General features: G+C 65.1%; 17 protein-coding genes. 7 read left to right on the top strand and 10 right to left on the bottom strand.

Annotated features, from left to right (window positions below; genetic code table 11):
• Nucleotides 1-12: 12 nt before the first annotated feature.
• The 7 genes from CAG41_RS19185 to gloB form a co-directional block, all read right to left on the bottom strand.
• Entirely contained in the window at nt 13-1,623 is a 1,611-nt protein-coding gene (locus tag CAG41_RS19185) for an ABC transporter ATP-binding protein (protein WP_085707334.1), read from the bottom strand.
• A 1-nt stretch (nt 1,624) separates the two neighbouring features.
• Nucleotides 1,625-2,644 (bottom strand): ABC transporter permease, encoded by a 1,020-nt coding sequence (locus tag CAG41_RS19180; protein ID WP_085583548.1) that lies wholly within the window; start codon nt 2,642-2,644, stop codon nt 1,625-1,627.
• 1 nt (nt 2,645) lies between these two features.
• Entirely contained in the window at nt 2,646-3,719 is a 1,074-nt protein-coding gene (locus CAG41_RS19175; RefSeq protein WP_085583550.1) for a microcin C ABC transporter permease YejB, read from the bottom strand.
• Between the two features lie 4 nt (nt 3,720-3,723).
• Complete coding sequence (locus tag CAG41_RS19170; RefSeq protein ID WP_085583552.1) at nt 3,724-5,565, bottom strand: extracellular solute-binding protein; 1,842 nt, start codon at nt 5,563-5,565, stop codon at nt 3,724-3,726.
• The gene (locus CAG41_RS19165) at nt 5,562-7,394 is read right to left on the bottom strand and encodes an extracellular solute-binding protein (protein ID WP_085707333.1); all 1,833 of its coding nucleotides are present in this window, start codon (nt 7,392-7,394) and stop codon (nt 5,562-5,564) included. The genes CAG41_RS19170 and CAG41_RS19165 overlap by 4 nt, the downstream gene beginning before the upstream one ends.
• 270 nt (nt 7,395-7,664) lie before the next feature.
• Entirely contained in the window at nt 7,665-9,131 is a 1,467-nt protein-coding gene (locus tag CAG41_RS19160) for a transglycosylase SLT domain-containing protein (RefSeq protein ID WP_085583556.1), read from the bottom strand.
• Nucleotides 9,132-9,230: 99 nt separating this feature from the next.
• Nucleotides 9,231-9,998 (bottom strand): hydroxyacylglutathione hydrolase, encoded by a 768-nt coding sequence (gene gloB / locus CAG41_RS19155; protein ID WP_085632700.1) that lies wholly within the window; start codon nt 9,996-9,998, stop codon nt 9,231-9,233.
• Between the two features lie 65 nt (nt 9,999-10,063).
• Here gloB and CAG41_RS19150 point away from each other — a divergent pair, with 65 nt between their 5' ends.
• The 5 genes from CAG41_RS19150 to CAG41_RS19130 all read left to right on the top strand — a co-directional run bounded on the left by CAG41_RS19150 (nt 10,064) and on the right by CAG41_RS19130 (nt 15,328).
• Entirely contained in the window at nt 10,064-10,822 is a 759-nt protein-coding gene (locus tag CAG41_RS19150) for a class I SAM-dependent methyltransferase (protein ID WP_085583558.1), read from the top strand.
• 91 nt (nt 10,823-10,913) lie between these two features.
• On the top strand, nt 10,914-11,366 hold the full coding sequence (gene rnhA / locus CAG41_RS19145; RefSeq protein ID WP_085583560.1) for a ribonuclease HI: 453 nt from the start codon (nt 10,914-10,916) through the stop codon (nt 11,364-11,366).
• A 191-nt stretch (nt 11,367-11,557) separates the two neighbouring features.
• Nucleotides 11,558-12,301 carry a DNA polymerase III subunit epsilon gene (gene dnaQ / locus CAG41_RS19140; protein ID WP_085583562.1) on the top strand — a complete coding sequence of 248 codons (744 nt, stop codon included), beginning with the start codon at nt 11,558-11,560 and terminating at the stop codon, nt 12,299-12,301.
• A 142-nt stretch (nt 12,302-12,443) separates the two neighbouring features.
• Nucleotides 12,444-14,699, top strand: coding sequence for an Orn/Lys/Arg decarboxylase N-terminal domain-containing protein (locus tag CAG41_RS19135; protein ID WP_085707332.1), 2,256 nt, complete (start codon nt 12,444-12,446; stop codon nt 14,697-14,699).
• A gap of 14 nt (nt 14,700-14,713) precedes the next feature.
• Complete coding sequence (locus CAG41_RS19130) at nt 14,714-15,328, top strand: GNAT family N-acetyltransferase (protein WP_085583566.1); 615 nt, start codon at nt 14,714-14,716, stop codon at nt 15,326-15,328.
• On the opposite strand, the gene CAG41_RS19125 is transcribed toward CAG41_RS19130, so the two are convergent.
• Complete coding sequence (locus CAG41_RS19125; protein WP_085583568.1) at nt 15,294-16,187, bottom strand: LysR family transcriptional regulator; 894 nt, start codon at nt 16,185-16,187, stop codon at nt 15,294-15,296. The two genes, CAG41_RS19130 and CAG41_RS19125, sit on opposite strands and share 35 nt — an antisense overlap.
• Before the next feature lie 85 nt (nt 16,188-16,272).
• The gene (locus CAG41_RS19120; RefSeq protein ID WP_085583570.1) at nt 16,273-16,509 is read right to left on the bottom strand and encodes a hypothetical protein; all 237 of its coding nucleotides are present in this window, start codon (nt 16,507-16,509) and stop codon (nt 16,273-16,275) included.
• A gap of 183 nt (nt 16,510-16,692) precedes the next feature.
• On the opposite strand from CAG41_RS19120, the gene CAG41_RS19115 reads away from it, so the two are divergent.
• Entirely contained in the window at nt 16,693-17,250 is a 558-nt protein-coding gene (locus CAG41_RS19115) for an NADPH-dependent FMN reductase (protein WP_085583572.1), read from the top strand.
• A gap of 258 nt (nt 17,251-17,508) precedes the next feature.
• The gene (locus CAG41_RS19110; protein ID WP_085583574.1) at nt 17,509-18,792 is read left to right on the top strand and encodes an arsenic transporter; all 1,284 of its coding nucleotides are present in this window, start codon (nt 17,509-17,511) and stop codon (nt 18,790-18,792) included.
• A gap of 87 nt (nt 18,793-18,879) precedes the next feature.
• On the opposite strand, the gene CAG41_RS19105 is transcribed toward CAG41_RS19110, so the two are convergent.
• Nucleotides 18,880-19,830: a DUF1853 family protein gene (locus tag CAG41_RS19105; RefSeq protein WP_085707331.1), complete on the bottom strand. Its 951-nt coding sequence runs from the start codon at nt 19,828-19,830 to the stop codon at nt 18,880-18,882.
• Nucleotides 19,831-19,893: the final 63 nt, after the last annotated feature.

Here is a 19,893-nt window from a genome sequence, read left to right as displayed (position 1 = left end):
TCCTCTTTCAGGTTATTGCGCAGAGGCTGGCGCCAAAAAAGCGGCTTCCAGCAACTGCTGTGTATACGGATGTCGGGGGGCGGCAAAGATGTCTTGCGCGTCCCCCTGTTCGACCACTTGGCCATGCTTGACCACCATCAGCTGGTGGCTCAGCGCTTTGACGACAGCCAGGTCATGGCTGATGAACAAATACGTCAGGTTGTACTTGGCTTGCAGTGAACGCAACAGCTCCACCACTTGCCGCTGCACCGTCCGGTCGAGCGCCGAAGTGGGCTCGTCCAGCAGGATCAGCGCCGGCTTGAGCACCAGGGCCCGGGCAATGGCGATACGCTGCCGTTGCCCACCGGAAAATTCATGGGGGTAGCGGTGCCGGGTCTCCGGATCCAGGCCTACCTCCTTCAACGCGGCGATGATCGCCGCCTCTTGCTCCGCTTCGGTGCCGATCCCGTGGATCCGCAGGCCTTCGCCGACGATCTGGCTCACGCACATGCGCGGGCTCAGGCTGCCGAACGGATCCTGGAACACCACCTGCATCTCCCGGCGCAGCGGGCGGACTTCGTTCTGCGTCAGGCAGTCTAGCTGCTTGCCCTCGAAACGGATGCCGCCGCGGCTGCCGATCAGCCGCAGGATCGCCAGACCCAGCGTCGACTTGCCGGAACCGCTTTCGCCCACGATCCCCAACGTCTGCCCCTGAGGCAGGCTGAAGCGGATGCCGTCCACGGCCTTGACGTGGTCCACCGTGCGCTTGAACAGGCCTTTCTTGATCGGGAACCAGACCTTCAGATCCTCGACCTCCAGCAGCGGCGCCCCGGCCTTGTTGCCCGCCGGGCCTCCGCTGGGCTCCGCCGCCAGCAGCTCCCGAGTGTACGGATGCTGCGGAGAACGGAACAACTCGGCGCACGATGCCTGTTCGACGATGCAACCGCGCTGCATGACACATACGCGGTGCGCAATTCTTCGCACCAGGTTCAAATCGTGGCTGATCAGCAGCAGCGCCATGCCCAGCCGGGCCTGCAGTTCCTTGAGCAGATCGAGGATTTTCAGCTGCACGGTCACGTCCAGCGCGGTGGTCGGCTCATCGGCGATCAGCAGCTCCGGCTCGTTGGCCAGGGCCATGGCGATCATCACCCGCTGGCGCTGGCCGCCGGAGAGTTCGTGGGGCAGGGCCTTGAGCCGCTTGGCGGGTTCGGGGATGCCGACCATCTCCAGCAGCTCCAGGGTGCGCCGGGTGGCGACCTTGCCGGTCAGGCCCTTGTGGATGCCCAGCACCTCGTTGATCTGCTTCTCGATGGAGTGCAGCGGGTTGAGCGAGGTCATCGGCTCCTGGAAGATCATCGCGATGCGGTTGCCGCGGATGTGGCGGATGGTCTTTTCCTTCAGGTCCAGCAGGTTCTGCCCGGCGTAGTTGATGCTGCCGGCCGGATGGCGGGCGAGCGGGTAGGGCAGCAGGCGCAGGATCGAGTGCGCCGTCACCGACTTGCCGGAGCCGCTTTCGCCGACCAGGGCCAGGGTCTCGCCGCGCTTGATGTCGAAGCTCACGCCCTCCACCACCCGCTGGATGCGGTCGCCCAGGCCGAACTCGACGGCGAGGTCGCGCACTTCGATCAGATTTTCCTGATTCATTTCACTTCCTCGGGTCGAAGGCGTCGCGGGCGGATTCGCCGATGAACACCAGAAGGCTCAGCATCAGGGCCAGCACGGCGAACGCGCTCATGCCCAGCCACGGCGCCTGCAGGTTGGATTTGCCCTGGGCCACCAGCTCGCCCAGCGACGGGCTGCCCGCCGGCAAACCGAAGCCGAGGAAGTCCAGGGCCGTGAGGGTGCCGATGGCGCCGGTCAGGATGAACGGCATGAAAGTCATGGTCGAGACCATGGCGTTGGGCAGGATGTGGCGGAACATGATCGCGCCGTTGCGCATCCCCAGCGCCCGGGCCGCCCGCACGTATTCCAGGTTGCGCCCGCGCAGGAACTCGGCGCGCACCACGTCCACCAGGCTCATCCAGGAGAACAGCAGCATGATCCCCAGCAGCCACCAGAAGTTCGGCTGCACGAAACTGGCCAGGATGATCAGCAGGTACAGCACCGGCAGCCCCGACCAGATCTCCAGGAAGCGCTGGCCGGCCAGGTCGACCCAGCCGCCGTAGAAGCCTTGCAGTGCGCCGGCGATCACGCCGATCAGCGAACTGAGCACCGTCAGGGTGAGGGCGAACAGCACCGAGATGCGAAAGCCATAGATCACCCGCGCCAGCACGTCGCGGCCCTGATCGTCGGTGCCCAGCAGGTTGACCGCCGAGGGCGGGGCGGGGGCGGGGACCTTCAGGTCGTAGTTGATGCTCTGGTAGCTGAACGGAATCGGCGCCCACAGCACCCAGGCGTCCTTGCTCTGGAGCAGTTCGCGGATGTACGGGCTCTTGTAGTTGGCCTCCAGCGGGAATTCGCCGCCGAACGCGGTTTCCGGGTAGCGCTTGAGCGCCGGGAAATACCATTGGTCGTCGTAGTGGATCGCCAGCGGCTTGTCGTTGGCGATCAGTTCGGCGCCAAGGCTCAAGCCGAACAGGATCAGGAACAGCCACAGCGACCACCAGCCGCGCTTGTTGGCCTTGAACAGTTCGAAGCGGCGGCGGTTGAGAGGGGACAGGTTCATCTCAATGCTCCCGGCTTTCGAAGTCGATGCGCGGATCGACCAGGGTGTAGGTGAGGTCGCCGATCAGTTTCACCACCAGCCCCAGCAGGGTGAAGATGAACAGGGTGCCGAACACCACCGGGTAGTCGCGGTTGATCGCCGCCTCGAAACTCATCAGGCCGAGGCCGTCGAGGGAGAAGATCACTTCCACCAGCAGGGAACCGGTGAAGAAGATGCCGATGAACGCCGACGGGAACCCGGCGATCACCAGCAGCATCGCGTTGCGGAACACATGGCCGTACAGCACGCGGCGGCGGGTCAGGCCCTTGGCCTTGGCGGTGACCACGTACTGCTTGTTGATCTCGTCGAGGAAGCTGTTCTTGGTCAGCAGGGTCATGGTCGCGAAGTTGCCGATCACCAGGGCGGTCACCGGCAGCGCCAGGTGCCAGAAGTAGTCGAGGACCTTGCCGCCCAGGCTCAGTTCGTCGAAGTTGTTCGAGGTCAGGCCCCGCAGCGGGAACCAGTCCAGGTAACTGCCGCCGGCGAACACCACGATCAGCAGGATCGCGAACAGGAACGCCGGGATCGCGTAGCCGACGATGATCGCCGAGCTGGTCCAGACGTCGAAGTGGCTGCCGTGCCGGGTGGCCTTGGCGATCCCCAGCGGGATCGACACCAGGTACATGATCAGCGTGCTCCACAGGCCCAGGGAGATCGACACCGGCATCTTTTCCTTGATCAGGTCGATCACCTTGGCGTCGCGGAAGAAGCTGTCGCCGAAATCCAGCCGGGCGTAGTTCTTGACCATGATCCACAGGCGTTCCGGGGCCGACTTGTCGAACCCGTACATGTGCTCGATTTCCTTGATCAGCGCCGGATCCAGGCCCTGGGCGCCGCGGTAGGACGAACCGGCCACCGACACCTCGGCGCCGCCGCCGGCGATGCGGCTGGTGGCGCCTTCGAAGCCTTCGAGCTTGGCGATCATCTGCTCCACCGGCCCGCCGGGGGCGGCCTGGATGATCACGAAATTGATCAGCAGGATGCCGAACAGGGTCGGGATGATCAGCAGCAGTCGCCGAAAAATGTACGCCAGCATCTGATTACTCCGTGTCCGCTGGGGCGGCCTGCAGTTGGGTCTGGACTTCTATCGCCGGTTTGGCGTCGGGCTTGATCCACCAGGTATCAATGCCGATGTCGTACTTGGGGGAGACTTTCGGATGGCCGATGTGGTTCCAGTACGCTACGCGCCAGGTCTTGATGTGCCAGTTGGGGATCACGTAGTAGCCCCATTGCAGCACGCGGTCGAGGGCCCGGGCGTGGGCCACCAGGCTCTTGCGCGAATCGGCGTTGATCAGTTGCTCCACCAGCCGGTCGACCACCGGATCCTTCAGGCCCATCGAGTTGCGGCTGCTGGGCTTGTCGGCGGCGGCGCTCATCCAGAACTCGCGCTGCTCGTTGCCCGGCGAGTTGGACTGCGGGAAGCTGCCGACGATCATGTCGAAGTCCCGCGAACGCACGCGGTTGACGTACTGCGAGACGTCCACGCGACGGATCACCAGGTCGATGCCCAGGTCGCTCAGGTTGCGCTTGAACGGCAGCAGCACCCGCTCGAAATCGGTCTGGGCCAGCAGGAACTCGATGACCACCGGTTTGCCGTCGGCGTCGACCATCTTGTCGTCGACGATCTTCCAGCCGGCCTCTTGCAGCAGCTGGTAGGCCTCGCGCTGCTGCGGGCGGATCATGCCGCTGCCGTCGGTCTTGGGGTTTTCGAACGCCTCGCTGAACACCTGGGCCGGCAACTGGCTGCGGAACGGGTCGAGGATCGCCAGTTGGTCGGCGTCCGGCAGGCCGGTGGCGGCCATTTCCGAGTTCTCGAAATAGCTGCGGGTGCGCGCATAGGCGCTGTTGAACAATTGCTTGTTGGTCCACTCGAAGTCCAGCAGCAGGCTCAGGGCCTGACGCACCCGCACGTCGTGGAACACCGGACGGCGCAGGTTGTAGACGAAGCCCTGCATGCCGGTGGGGTTGCCGTTGGGGATCTGCTCCTTGATCAGCCGCCCCTCGGTGACGGCGGGGACGTTGTAGGCATTGGCCCAGTTCTTGGCGGTCATCTCCAGCCAATAGTCGAACTGCCCGGCCTTGAGGGCTTCCAGCGCCACGGTGTTGTCGCGGTAGTAGTCGGTGGTCATCACGTCGAAGTTGTAGAAGCCTCGGTTGACCGGCAGGTCCTTGCCCCAGTAGTCCTTGACCCGCTCGTAGCGCACGGAGCGTCCGGCCTTCACTTCAGCCACACGGTACGGGCCGCTGCCCAGCGGGATCTCCAGGTTGCCCTTGTTGAAGTCGCGGCTGGCCCACCAGTGTTTCGGCAGCACCGGCAACTGGCCGAGGATCAGCGGCAGTTCGCGATTGTTGGTGTGCTTGAACTTGAACAGCACCTTGAGCGGGTCTTCGGCGATGACGTCGTCGACGTCATTGTAGTAGCCGCGGTACAGGGGCGAGCCGTCCTTGGTGAGGGTCTGGAAGCTGAACACCACGTCCTCGGCGCGCACCGGATGGCCGTCGTGGAAGCGCGCCTCCGGGCGCAGGTAGAAGCGCACCCAGCTGTTGTCCGGGGCCTTTTCGATCTTGCCGGCGATCAGGCCGTATTCGGTGAAGGGCTCGTCCAGGCTGTGGCGGGTGAGGGTGTCGTAGATCTGCCCGATGTTGTCCGCCGGCACGCCTTTGCTGATGAACGGGTTGAGGCTGTCGAAGCCGCCGAACCCGGCCTGGCGGAAGATCCCGCCCTTGGGTGCGTCGGGGTTCACGTAGTCGAACTGCTTGAAGTCGGCCGGGTATTTGGGCGGCTCGTTGTACAGGGTCACGGCGTGCTGCGGGGCGGCGCAGGCCAGCCCGGCGAACAGCAGGCCGCTGGCCTGCAGGAGCAGGGCGCGGAAGGGTTTCATCGATCTTTCTCCGAAGACTTCAGCCACCACGCGCTCAGGCCCAGGGTGTAGGGGGGCGTGGTGACGAAGGCGAACCGGTTGCGGTAGGCCAGGCGGTGATAATTGAGGTACCAGTTGGGAATGCTGTAGTGCTGCCACAGCAGCACGCGATCCAGTGCCTTGCCGGCGGCCACCTGCTCGTCCCGGGTGCGGGCGGCGAGCAATTGCTCGAGCAGGTGGTCGACCACGGGGTCGGCGATGCCAGCGTAGTTCTTGCTGCCCTTGACGGCGGCTTGGCTTGAGTGGAAGTACTGCCATTGCTCAAGCCCCGGGCTCAGGGTCTGGTTGAGCGTCATCAGAATCATGTCGAAATCGAACTGATCCAGGCGTTGCTTGTACTGGGCGCGGTCCACGGTGCGCAGCCGGGCGTCGATGCCGATGCCGTTGAGGTTCTCGACATAGGGCTGGAGGATCCGCTCAAGGTTCGGGTTGACCAGCAGGATCTCGAAGCGCAAGGGTTGCCCGGCGGCGTTCTGCAAGCGTTGGCCGTTGAGCGTCCAGCCCGCTTCGGCCAGCAGCCCCAGGGCCTTGCGCAGGGTGTCCCGGGGGATGCCGCGGCCGTCGGTCTGCGGCAGCCTGAAGGGTTCGGTGAACAGGCGGGCCGGGAGCTGATCCTTGTACGGCTTGAGCATCAGCCATTCATGGCCCACCGGCAGGCCTTCGGCGCTGAATTCGCTGTTGGGGTAGTAACTGACGCTGCGCCGGTAGGCATCGCTGAACAGGGCGCGGTTGGTCCATTCGAAATCGAACATCAGGCCCAGGGCTTCGCGCACCTTGATCTGGGCGAAGACCGGACGCCGGGTGTTCATGAACAGGCCCTGGCTCTGGGTCGGGATCCGGTGCGGGATCTGCGCCTTGATCACCTCGCCGCGGCGCAGGGCCGGGAAGTTGTAGCCATTGGCCCAGTTCTTGGCCTGGTGCTCGATGTAGATGTCGAACTCGTCGGCCTTGAACGCTTCGAAGGCCACGTCGCTGTCGCGGTAGAACTCGACCTCCATGCGGTCGACGTTGTACTTGCCGCGGTTGACCGGCAGATCCTTGCCCCAATAGTCCTTGACCCGTTCGAAGACCAACTGGCGCCCGGGCGTCACCGAGGTGATGCGGTAAGGGCCGCTGCCCAGCGGCGGTTCGAAGGTGGTGGCCTTGAAGTCGCGGCCTTTCCAGTAATGCTGGGGCAGCACCGGCAGTTCGCCCAGGCGCAGGATCAGCAAGGGATTGCCCGAACGCTTGAGCACGAAGCGGATGCGCTGCGGGCTGAGGATGTCGACCCGCGACACCTCCTGAAGGCTGGTGCGGTACAGCGGATGGCCTTCCTTGAGCAGCAGGCGGTAGGAAAAAGCGACGTCGTAGGCGGTGATCGGCGTGCCGTCATGGAAGCGCGCCTGCGGACGCAGGTTGAACACCACCCAACTGCGGTCTTCGCTGTATTCCACCGATTGCGCGATCAGGCCGTAGCTGGAGGCAGGCTCGTCCCCGGAGGGCGCGTACTGGCCGGTGCCGACCATCAGCGGTTCGTTCAGCTCGTTGATGCCGTACTGCAGGAAATTCGGCGTGGTGACCGGGCTGGTGCCCTTGAAGGTGTAGGGGTTGAGCGTATCGAAGGTGCCGAACGCCATCACCCGCAACGTGCCGCCCTTGGGCGCCTGCGGGTTGACCCAGTCGAAGTGGGTGAAGCTGGCCGGGTACTTGAGCGTGCCGAACTGCGCGTAACCGTGGCTTTCGGTGATGGTCGCGCTTGCGGGAGAGCTCAAGGCCAGGCTGATCAGGAACAGGAGGAAGGGACGCTTCAAGTCGGATCCGGTCCAGGCGGCTTGGGCTATGTGGCCCGTACAGTAACAGCTTGTCCGGACAGGAAAAAGACAGCGCTTAATGCGCCGTTAATTGTGCGGGCCCCACAGGGTTGGGCAATGAACATGAATCCGCCGTGCGAACGTCAATCACTGTGGGAGCCAGCCTGCTGGCGATAGCGTCAGTTGAGCCGCCGCCGAACACGATCAAGACAGTTGTTCCCACAAAAAAGCCCTGCAAGCGTAACGCTGCAGGGCTTATCGGTCAGGCTGTCAGTGCGGCTGGTAGACCGTGAGCATCTGCCCAGGCTTGAGGGCCTTGCCCGCGCCCGGATTCCAGCGCTTGAGGTGCTGCATCTCGACGTTGAAGCGCTTGGCCACCACGTACAGGGTGTCGCCTTGCTTGACCTTGTACTGGGTCTGCTTCTGGGCGTCGGCCTTGGCGCCGCCCTTGCTGTTGGCCGCGACCACGGTGTTGATGCGGCCGCCGGCATTGCGGGCCGGGGTGCGTTTGGTGGTGTCGCGCATCACCAGGGTCTGGCCGACCTTGAGGTTCTTGCCGGACAGCTTGTTCCAGCGCTGCAGGTCCTTGACCTCGACCTTGTTGGCCTTGGCGATGGAGGCGAGGTTGTCGCCGCGCTTGACCCGGTAGGCGCGCTTGAGCTGTGCGACTTCGGCAGGGTCGGCCCCTTCGAACACCGGTTTGAGCGAGCGCGGGCTGATCAGCTCTTCAGGCCGCATGGTCTGCAGGCTGGCGGTCAGCAGCTGCGCCTTGGACGTCGGCACCAGCAGGTGCTGCGGGCCGTCGATGGTGGTGCGCTGCTTGAACGCCGGGTTGAGCTGGAACAGCTCGTCTTCGTCGATGTTGGCCACCGCCGCGACCTTGGACAGATCCATGCGCTGGTTGATCTCGACGACCTGGAAATACGGTTCGTTGGCGATCGGGTTGAGGTTCACGCCGTAGGCTTCCGGCGCCAGGACCACCTGGGACAGGGCCAGCAGCTTCGGCACGTAGGCCTGGGTCTCGGCCGGCAGCGGCAGGTTCCAGTAGTCGGTCGGCAGGCCGAGGCGCTCGTTGCGCTCGATGGCGCGGCTCACCGTGCCTTCGCCGGCGTTGTAGGCCGCCAGGGCCAGCAGCCAGTCGCCGTTGAACATGTCGTGCAGGCGGGTCAGGTAGTCCATTGCCGCGGTGGTGGAGGCGGTGATGTCCCGGCGGCCGTCGTAGAAGCGGGTCTGGCGCAGGTTGAAGGAGCGCCCGGTGGACGGGATGAACTGCCAGAGGCCCACCGCGTCGGCCCGGGAGTAGGCCATCGGGTTGTAGGCGCTTTCGATCACCGGCAGCAGCGCCAGCTCCAGCGGCATGTTGCGCTCTTCGAGGCGCTCGACGATGTAATGGATGTAGAGGCTGCCGCGTTCGCCGGCGTTCTCGAGGAACGACGGGTTGCTGGCGAACCAAAGGCGTTGCTGCTCGATGCGCGGGTTGACCCCCAGGCCCTCTTGCAGCTGGAAGCCTTCGCGCATCCGCGCCCAGATGTCCTGGGGCACCTGCGGGCTGGGCTTCTCGTTCAGCCAGATCGGCTTCTGTTTGGCCCGGGCAGCGATGTTCGGCGCGTGGGTCGCGTCAGTCTGCGGCGCATGGCTGGAGCAGCCCGCCAGGGTGGCGGACACAGCCACCGCGATGGCTTGCGCCAGGCGGGTCAGTGCGTCTGAGTTGACGGACTTGCGTATGGATGACGACATTGGCTGGAAGTAAGTTCCGGGCAAAAATGTCGGGCGATTCTAGAAAGCGCACCCCCAACGGTCAACCGTTCAGAACTTTTGTACCGTTTGGGGAATGCCTCAAAACGTGTCTTTCCAGGCCCGCAGTGCCGCAAAAACCTCACTCGGCGCCCGGTTTTGAGGGCCGCTCCGTTCGTCCACTTTTTGTTTAACTAATGTTTCACCCGTCCGCAGAAAGGGGTTCGTGAGCTTTTCCAGGGCCAAGGTCGAGGGCAGGGTCATCACGCCGTTTTCCCGCTGCTGGCGGACTTTTTCCAGACGGGCGGCGATGTCCGGGTTGGCCGGTTCGACCGCGGCGGCGAACTTCAGGTTGCTCAACGTGTATTCGTGGGTGCAGTAGACCAGCGTGTCTTCCGGCAGCGCGGCCAGGCGGCTCAGGGAATGGTGCATCTGCTGCGGCGTGCCTTCGAACAGGCGGCCGCAGCCGGCGGCGAACAGGGTGTCGCCGCAGAACAGCAGGCCATGGCGGTAGTAGGCGATGTGGCCCAGGGTGTGGCCGGGCACGGCGTAGACGTCGAAGTCCCAGCCCAGCACGCGGGCCTTGTCGCCGTCCTTGAGCGCGATGTCGCGGCCGGGGATCTTCTCGCTGGCCGGGCCGTGGACGGTGGCGCCCGTGGCCGCCTTCAGCGCCTCGACGCCGCCGACGTGGTCATGGTGGTGATGGGTGATCAGGATGTCGCCCAGCACCCAGCCCGGATGGGCGTCGAGCCAGTCCTGCACCGGCGCGGCATCCCCCGGATCGACCACCGCGCAGCGGTGGGTCGCATGATCCTGCAACAACCAGATGTAGTTGTCGGTGAACGCGGGGAGGGCACTGATCTGTATCATCTTCGGATTCGCCAAACGGGTAACATTGGCGCATCTTAGAGCTTCGTGGCGCTTTGGAGAACGACATGACCGATAAAGCGTTCGCTCAGGCCGATCCTGACTGGCTGGCCCTGATCAGTTCGGCCCGGGAGTGGCTGTCCGGGCCCCTGGGCCAATTCCTGCTGGACGAGGAGCGGCGCATGCTCGAAGACGAGCTGGGCCGTTTCTTCGGCGGCTACCTGGTGCATTACGGCCCGTCCGCCGAGACGCCGCCGTCGGCGCCCCAGGTGCAGCGCAACGTGCGCCTGGGCGCGCCGTTGCCGGGGGTGGAGATCGTCTGCGAAGAGCAGGCCTGGCCGTTGAGCGAGCACGCGGCCGACGTGGTGGTCATGCAGCACGGGCTGGATTTCTGCCTGTCGCCCCACGGCCTGCTGCGCGAGGCGGCCAGCAGCGTGCGCCCCGGCGGGCACCTGCTGATCATCGGCATCAACCCCTGGAGCGCCTGGGGCCTGCGCCATGTGTTCGCCCATGACGGCCTGCGCAAGGCGCGCTGCATCTCGCCCTCGCGGGTCGCCGACTGGCTCAACCTGCTGGGCTTCGCGCTGGAGAAACGCCGCTTCGGGTGCTATCGTCCGCCGCTTGCGTCGTCCGCGTGGCAGGCGCGCCTGGCCGGCTGGGAACGCCGCGCCGGCGCCTGGCAACTGGCCGGCGGCGGCTTCTACCTGCTGGTGGCGCGCAAGATTGTGGTCGGCCTGCGCCCGGTGCGCCAGGAGCGCCGCGAACCGATGGGCAAGCTGATCCCGCTGCCGATGGCCAAGGTCAACCGCCGCCGCATCGAACCGTAGACACCTTCTTTATATTCCGGCCGGGCCTGTCCCGGCCTCGGCCATCGTCGGCCGCTGTCCGGCGAGGCACGGCAATTTCTGGATGACTGGCATGACCGATAACGTAGAACTGTTCACTGACGGCGCCTGCAAGGGCAACCCCGGCCCCGGCGGCTGGGGCGCCTTGCTGGTGTGCAAGGGCGTCGAGAAGGAACTGTGGGGCGGCGAAGCCAACACCACCAATAACCGCATGGAGCTGCTCGGCGCGATCCGCGGCCTGGAAGCCCTCAAGCGCCCGTGCGAAGTGCTGCTGGTGACCGACTCGCAATACGTGATGAAAGGCATCAACGAGTGGATGGCCAACTGGAAGAAGCGCGGCTGGAAAACCGCCGCGAAGGAGCCGGTGAAGAACGCCGACCTGTGGAAGCAGCTGGACGAGCAGGTCAACCGCCACAAAGTCACCTGGAAATGGGTGCGCGGCCACATCGGCCATCACGGCAACGAACGGGCCGACCAATTGGCCAACCGTGGCGTCGACGAAGTGCGTGGCTACAAGCAGGATTGATTCCGGCCGTGCACCGTGATGCGGCCGATCGCCAGCAGGCTGGCTCCCACAGGGTACTGATGCATTGTGCAGATCCAATGTGGGAGCCGGCCTGCCGGCGACGGGCACGACGCGGTCCACCTGAAACCCCGCGGCGAGCGTGATACCATCGCCGCCTTTGTCCGATTGCACCCGTTGAGAGCTGAACACTGATGGCCACCAGATCCGTTGTACTCGATACCGAAACCACCGGCATGCCGGTGACCGACGGCCACCGGATCATCGAGATCGGCTGCGTCGAACTGATGGGTCGGCGCCTGACGGGCCGGCACTTTCACGTGTACCTGCAACCGGATCGGGAAAGCGACGAGGGCGCGATCGGCGTTCACGGCATCACCAACGAGTTTCTGGTCGGCAAGCCCCGCTTCGCCGAAGTGGCCGACGAGTTCTTCGAGTTCATCAACGGCGCGCAGCTGATCATCCACAACGCGGCGTTCGACGTCGGCTTCATCAACAACGAATTCGCCTTGCTGGGCCAGCAGGACCGGGCCGACATCACCCGCCACTGCTCGATCCTCGACACCCTGATGATGGCGCGGGAGCGCCACCCCGGCCAGCGCAACAGCCTCGATGCGCTGTGCAAGCGTTATGGCGTGGACAACTCCGGCCGTGAGCTGCACGGCGCGTTGCTCGACTCGGAGATCCTCGCCGACGTCTACCTGACCATGACCGGCGGCCAGACCAGCCTGTCCCTGGCCGGCAACGCCTCCGACGGCTCCGGCGAAAGCAGCGGGCGCGCGTCCGAGATCCGGCGCCTGCCGGCCGACCGCCAACCGGGCCGGATCATCCGTGCCAGCGAAGACGAACTGGCGCAGCACGCGGCGCGCCTGGAAATCATCGCCAAGTCCGCCGGCGGACCGGCGCTGTGGACGCAACTGATCGAATCCCAGGCCTGATCCGGTCCCTCGTCACAGGATCGGCGCAAGCACCGCTTCCCCGGACATGAAGCCAACTGGCCACCCTCGCAACAACGGCGTTGACCCTCTACCCTGAGGACATTGGCACGCTGCGCGCTGCCGCCTCAGGACTCTGGGCCCCATGTACAAAGATTTGAAGTTTCCGGTGTTGATCGTCCACCGCGACATCAAGGCCGACACGGTTGCCGGCGAGCGTATCCGGGGCATCGCCCGGGAGCTGGAGCAGGAAGGATTCAAGGTCGTTTCAGCCACGGACTACACCGAAGGCAGGCTGGTGGCGTCCACCCATCATGGCTTGGCGTGCATGCTGATCGCCGCCGAAGACGCCAGCACCAACTCGCATTTGCTGCACAACATGGCCGAACTGATCGGGCTGGCCCGGGTGCGGGCGCCGGAGCTGCCGATCTTCGCCTTGGGCGAGCAGGTGACCCTGGAAAACGCCCCGGCCGACGCCATGGCCGAGCTCAACCAGTTGCGCGGCATTCTCTACCTGTTCGAAGACACCGTGCCGTTCCTGGCTCGGCAAGTGGCGCGGGCGGCGCGCAAGTACCTGGACGGGCTGCTGCCGCCGTTCTTCAAGGCGCTGGTGCAGCACACCGCCGACTCCAACTATTCCTGGCACACCCCCGGCCACGGCGGTGGCGTGGCGTACCACAAGAGCCCGGTGGGGCAGGCGTTCCATCAGTTCTTCGGCGAAAACACCCTGCGCTCGGACCTGTCGGTGTCGGTGCCCGAGCTCGGTTCGCTGCTCGACCACACCGGTCCCCTGGCCGAAGCCGAAGCGCGGGCGGCGCGCAACTTCGGCGCCGACCACACCTTTTTCGTGATCAACGGCACCTCGACCGCCAACAAGATCGTCTGGCATTCGATGGTCGGGCGCGATGACCTGGTGCTGGTGGATCGCAACTGCCACAAGTCGGTGCTGCACGCGATCATCATGACCGGTGCGATTCCGCTGTACCTGTGCCCGGAGCGCAATGACCTGGGGATCATCGGCCCCATTCCCCTGAGCGAGTTCAGCCGCGAGTCGATCCAGGCCAAGATCGACGCCAGCCCGCTGACCCAGGGGCGCGAGCCGAAGGTCAAGCTGGCGGTGGTCACCAACTCCACCTACGACGGCTTGTGCTACAACGCCGAGCTGATCAAGCAAAGCCTGGGCAACAGCGTGCAGGTGCTGCATTTCGACGAGGCCTGGTATGCGTACGCCGCGTTTCACGAGTTCTTCGCCGGCCGCTATGGCATGGCCACCTCCCGCAGCGCCGACAGTCCGCTGGTGTTCACCACCCATTCCACCCATAAACTGCTCGCGGCGTTCAGCCAGGCGTCGATGATCCATGTCCAGGACGGCGGGGCGCGGCAGTTGGACCGCGACCGTTTCAACGAAGCGTTCATGATGCACATCTCGACGTCGCCGCAGTACAGCATCATCGCGTCGCTGGATGTGGCGTCGGCGATGATGGAAGGGCCGGCCGGGCGTTCGCTGCTGCAGGAAACCTTCGACGAGGCCTTGAGTTTCCGCCGGGCGCTGGCCAACCTGCGCCAGCACATCGCGGCCGATGACTGGTGGTTCTCGATCTGGCAACCGCCGGGCGTCGAGGGTACCGACCGGGTGAAGACCGAGGACTGGCTGCTGCGGCCCGAGGCCGACTGGCACGGGTTCGGCGAGGTCGGCGACGATTACGTGCTGCTCGACCCGATCAAGGTGACGTTGGTGATGCCCGGCCTGAACGCCGGCGGCGCCTTGAGCGAAAGGGGCATTCCGGCGGCGGTGGTCAGCCGGTTCCTGTGGGAGCGCGGTCTGGTGGTGGAGAAGACCGGCCTGTATTCGTTCTTGGTGCTGTTTTCCATGGGCATCACCAAGGGCAAGTGGAGCACGTTGCTGACCGAGCTGCTGGAGTTCAAGCGCAGCTATGACGCCAACGTCGGCCTCGCCACCTGCCTGCCGTGCGTCGCCCAGGAAGATGCGGTGCGCTACCGCGGCATGGGCCTGCGCGACCTGTGCGATCAATTGCATGGCTGCTACCGCACCAACGCCACGGCCCGGCACCTCAAGCGCATGTACACCGTGCTGCCGGAGATCGCCATGAAGCCGGCCCACGCCTACGACCAACTGGTGCGCGGCGAGGTCGAGGCCGTGCCCATCGATGAGCTGGAAGGGCGGGTGGCGGCGGTGATGCTGGTGCCTTACCCGCCGGGCATCCCGTTGATCATGCCGGGCGAGCGCTTCACCGAGGCCACCCGTTCGATCATCGAATACCTGAAGTTTGCCCGCACGTTCGATGCAAGCTTCCCCGGTTTCGTGGCTGATGTGCATGGACTGCAACATGACGACCATGGCAACGGACGGTCGTACACCGTCGATTGCGTCAAGGAATGAGGACGTACAACCCTATGCAAGCGCTTATGAACCCGAAACATCCCGGCCTGTCGGTGCGGGTCGCCGACGACGGCTTTGCCGCGTACATCTGGGGCAGCGACTTCAGCTTCGAGGTCAGCGCCTACGGCGCCGCCGAGATCGGCCGGCCTGTGGCGGCGTGGGCCGTGACGCCGATCGTGCCGTACCGCAAGTGCTACGGCATCGACCCTGAAGAATTCAGCAGCTACCGCGACGCCGCCGACAGCGAAATCTTCATGGCCTACCTGGGCGACGAGCCGGTCGGTCATCTGGTGGTCAGCACCAACTGGAACGGCTTCGCCCATATCGACGAATTGGCGGTGCATGCCCCGGCGCGGCGCCACGGCGTGGCCAAGGCATTGCTGGATGTGGCGCAGTTCTGGAGCCGCAAGAAGAAACTCCCGGGCATCATGCTCGAAACCCAGAACAACAACCTCGGCGCCTGCCGGCTGTACGAGCGTTGCGGCTATGTGATCGGCGGCATCGATCACCTGCGCTACCGCGGCATCGACCCGAACACCGCCGAAGTGGCGCTGTTCTGGTATCGATTGTTCGATAACCCGCTGGAAGGGCCGGTCAGCCCGCCAACATCGCCGCGGCTTGTTCCGTGACGAGGGCGAGCAGCGTCTGGATGGCCGCCGGCGACGGGGCGTGCCGGTAGGTCAGGGCGTAAAGGCTGACCGGCACCGCCGGCGACAGCGGGCAGGCATCGAGGCCGGCGGCACGGGCGCCGAGGGCGGTGAACGGGTCGACGATGGCCAGGCCTTCGCCGGCCTCGACCATGCTGCGCATCATCTGGTGGGTCTGCACCCGGGTGCGGATGCTCGGCGCCGGACGCAGCGCCTGGAGCTTGTGCTCCAGCGCGGGGCTCAGCGGATCCTGGCCCTCCAGGCCGACCATCGCCTGGCCGGCCAGATCCGGCAGGGAAACGTACTTCTGCTTCGGCTGCAGCCAGCCGTGGGGCGCCAGCAACTGAAGCTTGCCTTGGGCCAGCGCCTGGCAATGGATGTCGGGGTGTTCGGGATCGTGCAGGCTCAGGCCCAGGTCGCATTCGCGCAGCAGCAGGCGGCGGACGATGTCGCGGGTCGGTTCGCTGAACAGGGTGCAGGGGGCGTCCGGCAGGCGTCGGCGCAGGGCGGCGAGGCTTTGCGGCAGCAGTTGCTGGGCCAGCGGCGGTGTGCCGGTGATCCGCAGGGGCGGGGCGAGGTATTGGCGCAGGCTGTCGGCCAGACGCTGCACCGGCTCCAGCGCTTCGTAGATGTGGCCGATCTCGACTTGCAGCGCCTTGGCTTCCGGGGTGGCCTGGAGCCGTCCGCGAACGCTGGCGAACAGCATGAACCCCAACTCGCTCTCGGCCTCGCGCAACCGCGCTTCGACCTCGGCCGTCGACAATTGCAGCCACTCGGCCGCGGTGCCTGCATGGCCGGTCTGCAGCAGCGCCTGAATCACTTCGATATGACGTAAACGCATGCGGCAAGTCCATGTCCGGCGGTTGGGGTCAGTGGCTGAATCCTACCCCAACTCGGCACGGAAGACTTCTGCTCATAACGACCGGTTATGAAGCGATGACGGAGTCGGGTTCGCGGATCAGGGTGATGCCGGACTGCACCAGCAGGAATTCGTTTTCGTCGATCTTGTTGATGCGATCGCCGATCGCCAGCTTGTAGGTGGTGACGGGCTCCGTGCCGGTGAGTCCGTCTGCCGACGGGTTGGATTCCTGGTACTCATGCACGGAATAAACGCGGCCTTCCGCATCTCTTGCATGGAACTGACCGACGAGTACTGCTGCCATCTGTTTAGAACCTCTGGAGATAAAACGCTGGATTGACGGCTGGGTAGACCGTCATCGGGCGCGGTAAGTTTTCCTACAGGAAAAAAATAATGCGAGCACCGGGATTTCCCGGCCGTCTGGTGAAAACGCCGACGGATCATCTATAACTACAGGCTCCTCCCACGGACAGTCGAGAGTCTTCCCATGAGCAATGTCTACAACGTCGCAGTAGTGGTCGGCAGCCTCCGCAAAGCGTCGCTCAACCGCAAGGTGGCCCTGGCCCTGGCGGAGCTGGCGCCGGCGAACCTCAAACTGAACATTGTCGAAATCGGCGATCTGCCGCTTTACAACGAAGACATCGACGGTGATTCGCCGCCGGCAGCCTACAGGACTTTCCGTCAGCAAGTGGCTTCATCCGACGCAGTGCTGTTTGTCACCCCGGAATACAACCGTTCGGTGCCGGCGCCGCTGAAGAACGCCATCGACGTCGGTTCCCGGCCTTACGGCAAAAGCGTCTGGAGCGGCAAGCCCGGGGCGGTGATCAGTGTTTCGCCCGGCGCCATCGGCGGTTTCGGCGCCAACCAGCATCTGCGCCAGTCTTTCGTGTTTCTCAATGTGCCGTGCATGCAACAGCCTGAAGCCTACCTGGGCGGCGCCGGCTCGGCGTTCGACGAGGCGGGCAAGCTGAATGAGTCGGTGCGGCCGTTCCTGCAGGGGTTCATCGATGCCTACGGGCAGTGGGTGGAGCAGCACAAGAAGTGATTTGGCGGCCGGACTGACGGGGTAGCCTTGATGTCTTGCGGCGCCCCGGCTGACGCCATCGCCAGCAGGCTGGCTCCCACAATGTTCTGCGATGAATGCAAACGCTGCGTCCAACGGAGATACCTGTGGGAGCCAGCCTGCTGGCGATGGCGTCTTGTCATTCACAACCGATGTGAATGACCGACCGCTCCCGCAGGCTTTTTTCCTGTCCCACATTCGGGCATTGTCCGCGTTTCCATTTCATGAAGGCTTTCGCGGATGCTGGCTGCGTCATTGATATTCCTGCTGACCATCACACTGGTGATCTGGCAGCCCAAAGGCCTCGGCGTCGGCTGGAGCGCGACGTTCGGTGCGGTGCTGGCGCTGCTGTTCGGCGTGGTGCACCTGTCTGACATACCGCTGGTGTGGCAGATCATCTGGAACGCCACCGGCACGTTTGTCGCGCTGATCATCATCAGTCTGTTGCTCGACGAAGCCGGGTTCTTCGCCTGGGCCGCGTTGCACGTGGCGCGCTGGGGGCGGGGCAGCGGGCGCAAGCTGTTCGCGTTCATGGTGCTGCTCGGCGCGCTGGTGTCGGCGCTGTTCGCCAACGACGGCGCGGCGCTGATCCTCACGCCCATCGTGATCTCGATGCTGCTGGCGCTGCGGTTTTCCCCTGCCGCGACCCTGGCGTTCGTGATGGGGGCGGGCTTCATCGCCGACACCGCGAGCCTGCCGCTGGTGGTGTCGAACCTGGTCAACATCGTTTCCGCCGACTTCTTTCACATCGGCTTCAACCGCTATGCGGCGGTGATGGTGCCGGTCAACGTCGTGAGCGTGGCCGCGACGCTGGGCATGCTGCTGTGGTTCTTCCGGCGCGACATCCCCAAGGCCTACGACCCCGAGCAACTGGAACGCCCGGAAACGGCGATCCACGATAAACCCACGTTCTACGCCGGATGGGCGGTGCTGCTGATCCTGCTGGCGGGCTGCTTCGCCCTCGAACCGCTGGGCATTCCGATCAGTTTCATTTCCGCCGCGTGCGCCGCGCTGCTGCTGGCCATCGCCGCCCGCGGGCATCGGATCTCCACGCGCAAGGTGATGAAAGAGGCGCCCTGGCAGATCGTGATCTTCTCCCTGGGCATGTACCTGGTGGTCTACGGCCTGCGCAACGCCGGGCTCACCGGCTACCTGGCGGGCTGGCTCGACGTCTTCGCCGGGCACGGCGTATGGGGCGCGGCGCTGGGCACCGGGGTGCTGACGGCGTTGCTGTCGTCGATCATGAACAACCTGCCGACGGTGCTGATCGGCCTGCTGTCCATCGACGCCAGCCAAGCCACAGGCGTGGTGAAGGAGGCGATGGTCTACGCCAACGTGATCGGCAGCGACCTGGGGCCGAAGATCACCCCGATCGGCAGCCTGGCGACCTTGCTCTGGCTGCATGTGCTGGCGCGCAAGGACATCCGCATCGGCTGGGGGTACTACTTCAAGGTCGGCATTGTGCTGACGGTGCCGGTGCTGCTGGTGACGTTGGCGGCGCTGGCCGTTCGGCTGTCGCTGTAACCGCGTCGGCCCCATCGTCAGCAGGCTGGCTCCCACATAGGGATGTCTGTGGGAGCCAGCCTGCTGGCGATGGGTACGCCGCCGACCTCAAGCCTGGCCCGGCACGTTCGGCCACAGGTCGGACACCAGGAACAGCCGCTCGGCCTCTTCCCATTCGCCGCGGGCGTTTTCGGTCAGGCGCACCATCAGCTGCGCCGGGGCCAGCGGTTCCAGCGCATCGAGCCAGGCTTGGAGATGGCCGTTGCTCCAGGTCTGGTCCGCCGGATAGTGGGCCGGCGCCAGCCAGGCGTGGCGGGGCAGGGGTTGCCAGCGTCCGGCGGGCCGCTGTGCGACGAACGCCGGCCAGTCCTTCTGGTGCAGCCAACTGCCGCGCAAGTGCTGCGGATGGGCACCGTTGGGCGGTTGGGATTCTCCGGGCCACGGATACAGCAGATAACCGCCAAGCCACAATTGCGCGCTGAACGGCCCGACATCCAGCGCCGCCAGCGCTTCGCGGCTTTCCGGCCGGGCGGAGATCGGCAGCTGATGCTCGCTCAGGTGCGCCAGCTTGCGGTCCAGCCGGTCATGGCAGCCGGGCCCCAGCCACTGCGCCGGATCCTGGCCGCCTCCGTTCTGCGGGCCGAGGTAGAGCTTGATCGCCAGTTCCAGGTGATGCACGCCGTCACGGTCGCGCAGCAGCATGTCCAGTTCGCCCAGGGTGTGGCCGTCGCGGCGGATCGGCAGGTTGGCGGCGATCAGTTCGATGCCCGGCGCGTGCTCCACGGCAAACTGCCACAGCCGTTCGTAATACAGGCCCAGCCGCCGGGTGCGGGCCTGGGACAGCCAGTGCAGCAGGCCGTAGCTGTCGCGGTCGAGCCGGCGCAGCCAGTGCTCCAGCCGTTCAGGATCGCTCACCCAGTCGCTGGCGGCCAGCGGATGGCGCTGCGGCCACGGCGTGGCGGCCAGCATCGGCGGGGCGAGGATCACCCACGCCAGATCGCGCACCTCAGGGTGGCGCAGGCGGTGGGGCAACTGGAGCAAATCGGGAAATAGGATCATCTTGCGAGCATAGCCCCAAACGCGGGTACGCCCTTGTGGCTGAAAGGATTTTGTCTATGCGCC

The organism is Pseudomonas sp. B35(2017) (assembly GCF_002113645.1).
Taxonomy (GTDB): Bacteria; Pseudomonadota; Gammaproteobacteria; order Pseudomonadales; family Pseudomonadaceae; genus Aquipseudomonas; species Aquipseudomonas ekonensis.
Note: the sequence above shows the minus strand (reverse complement) of the source record. Positions and strands in the feature narration are given on the sequence as shown.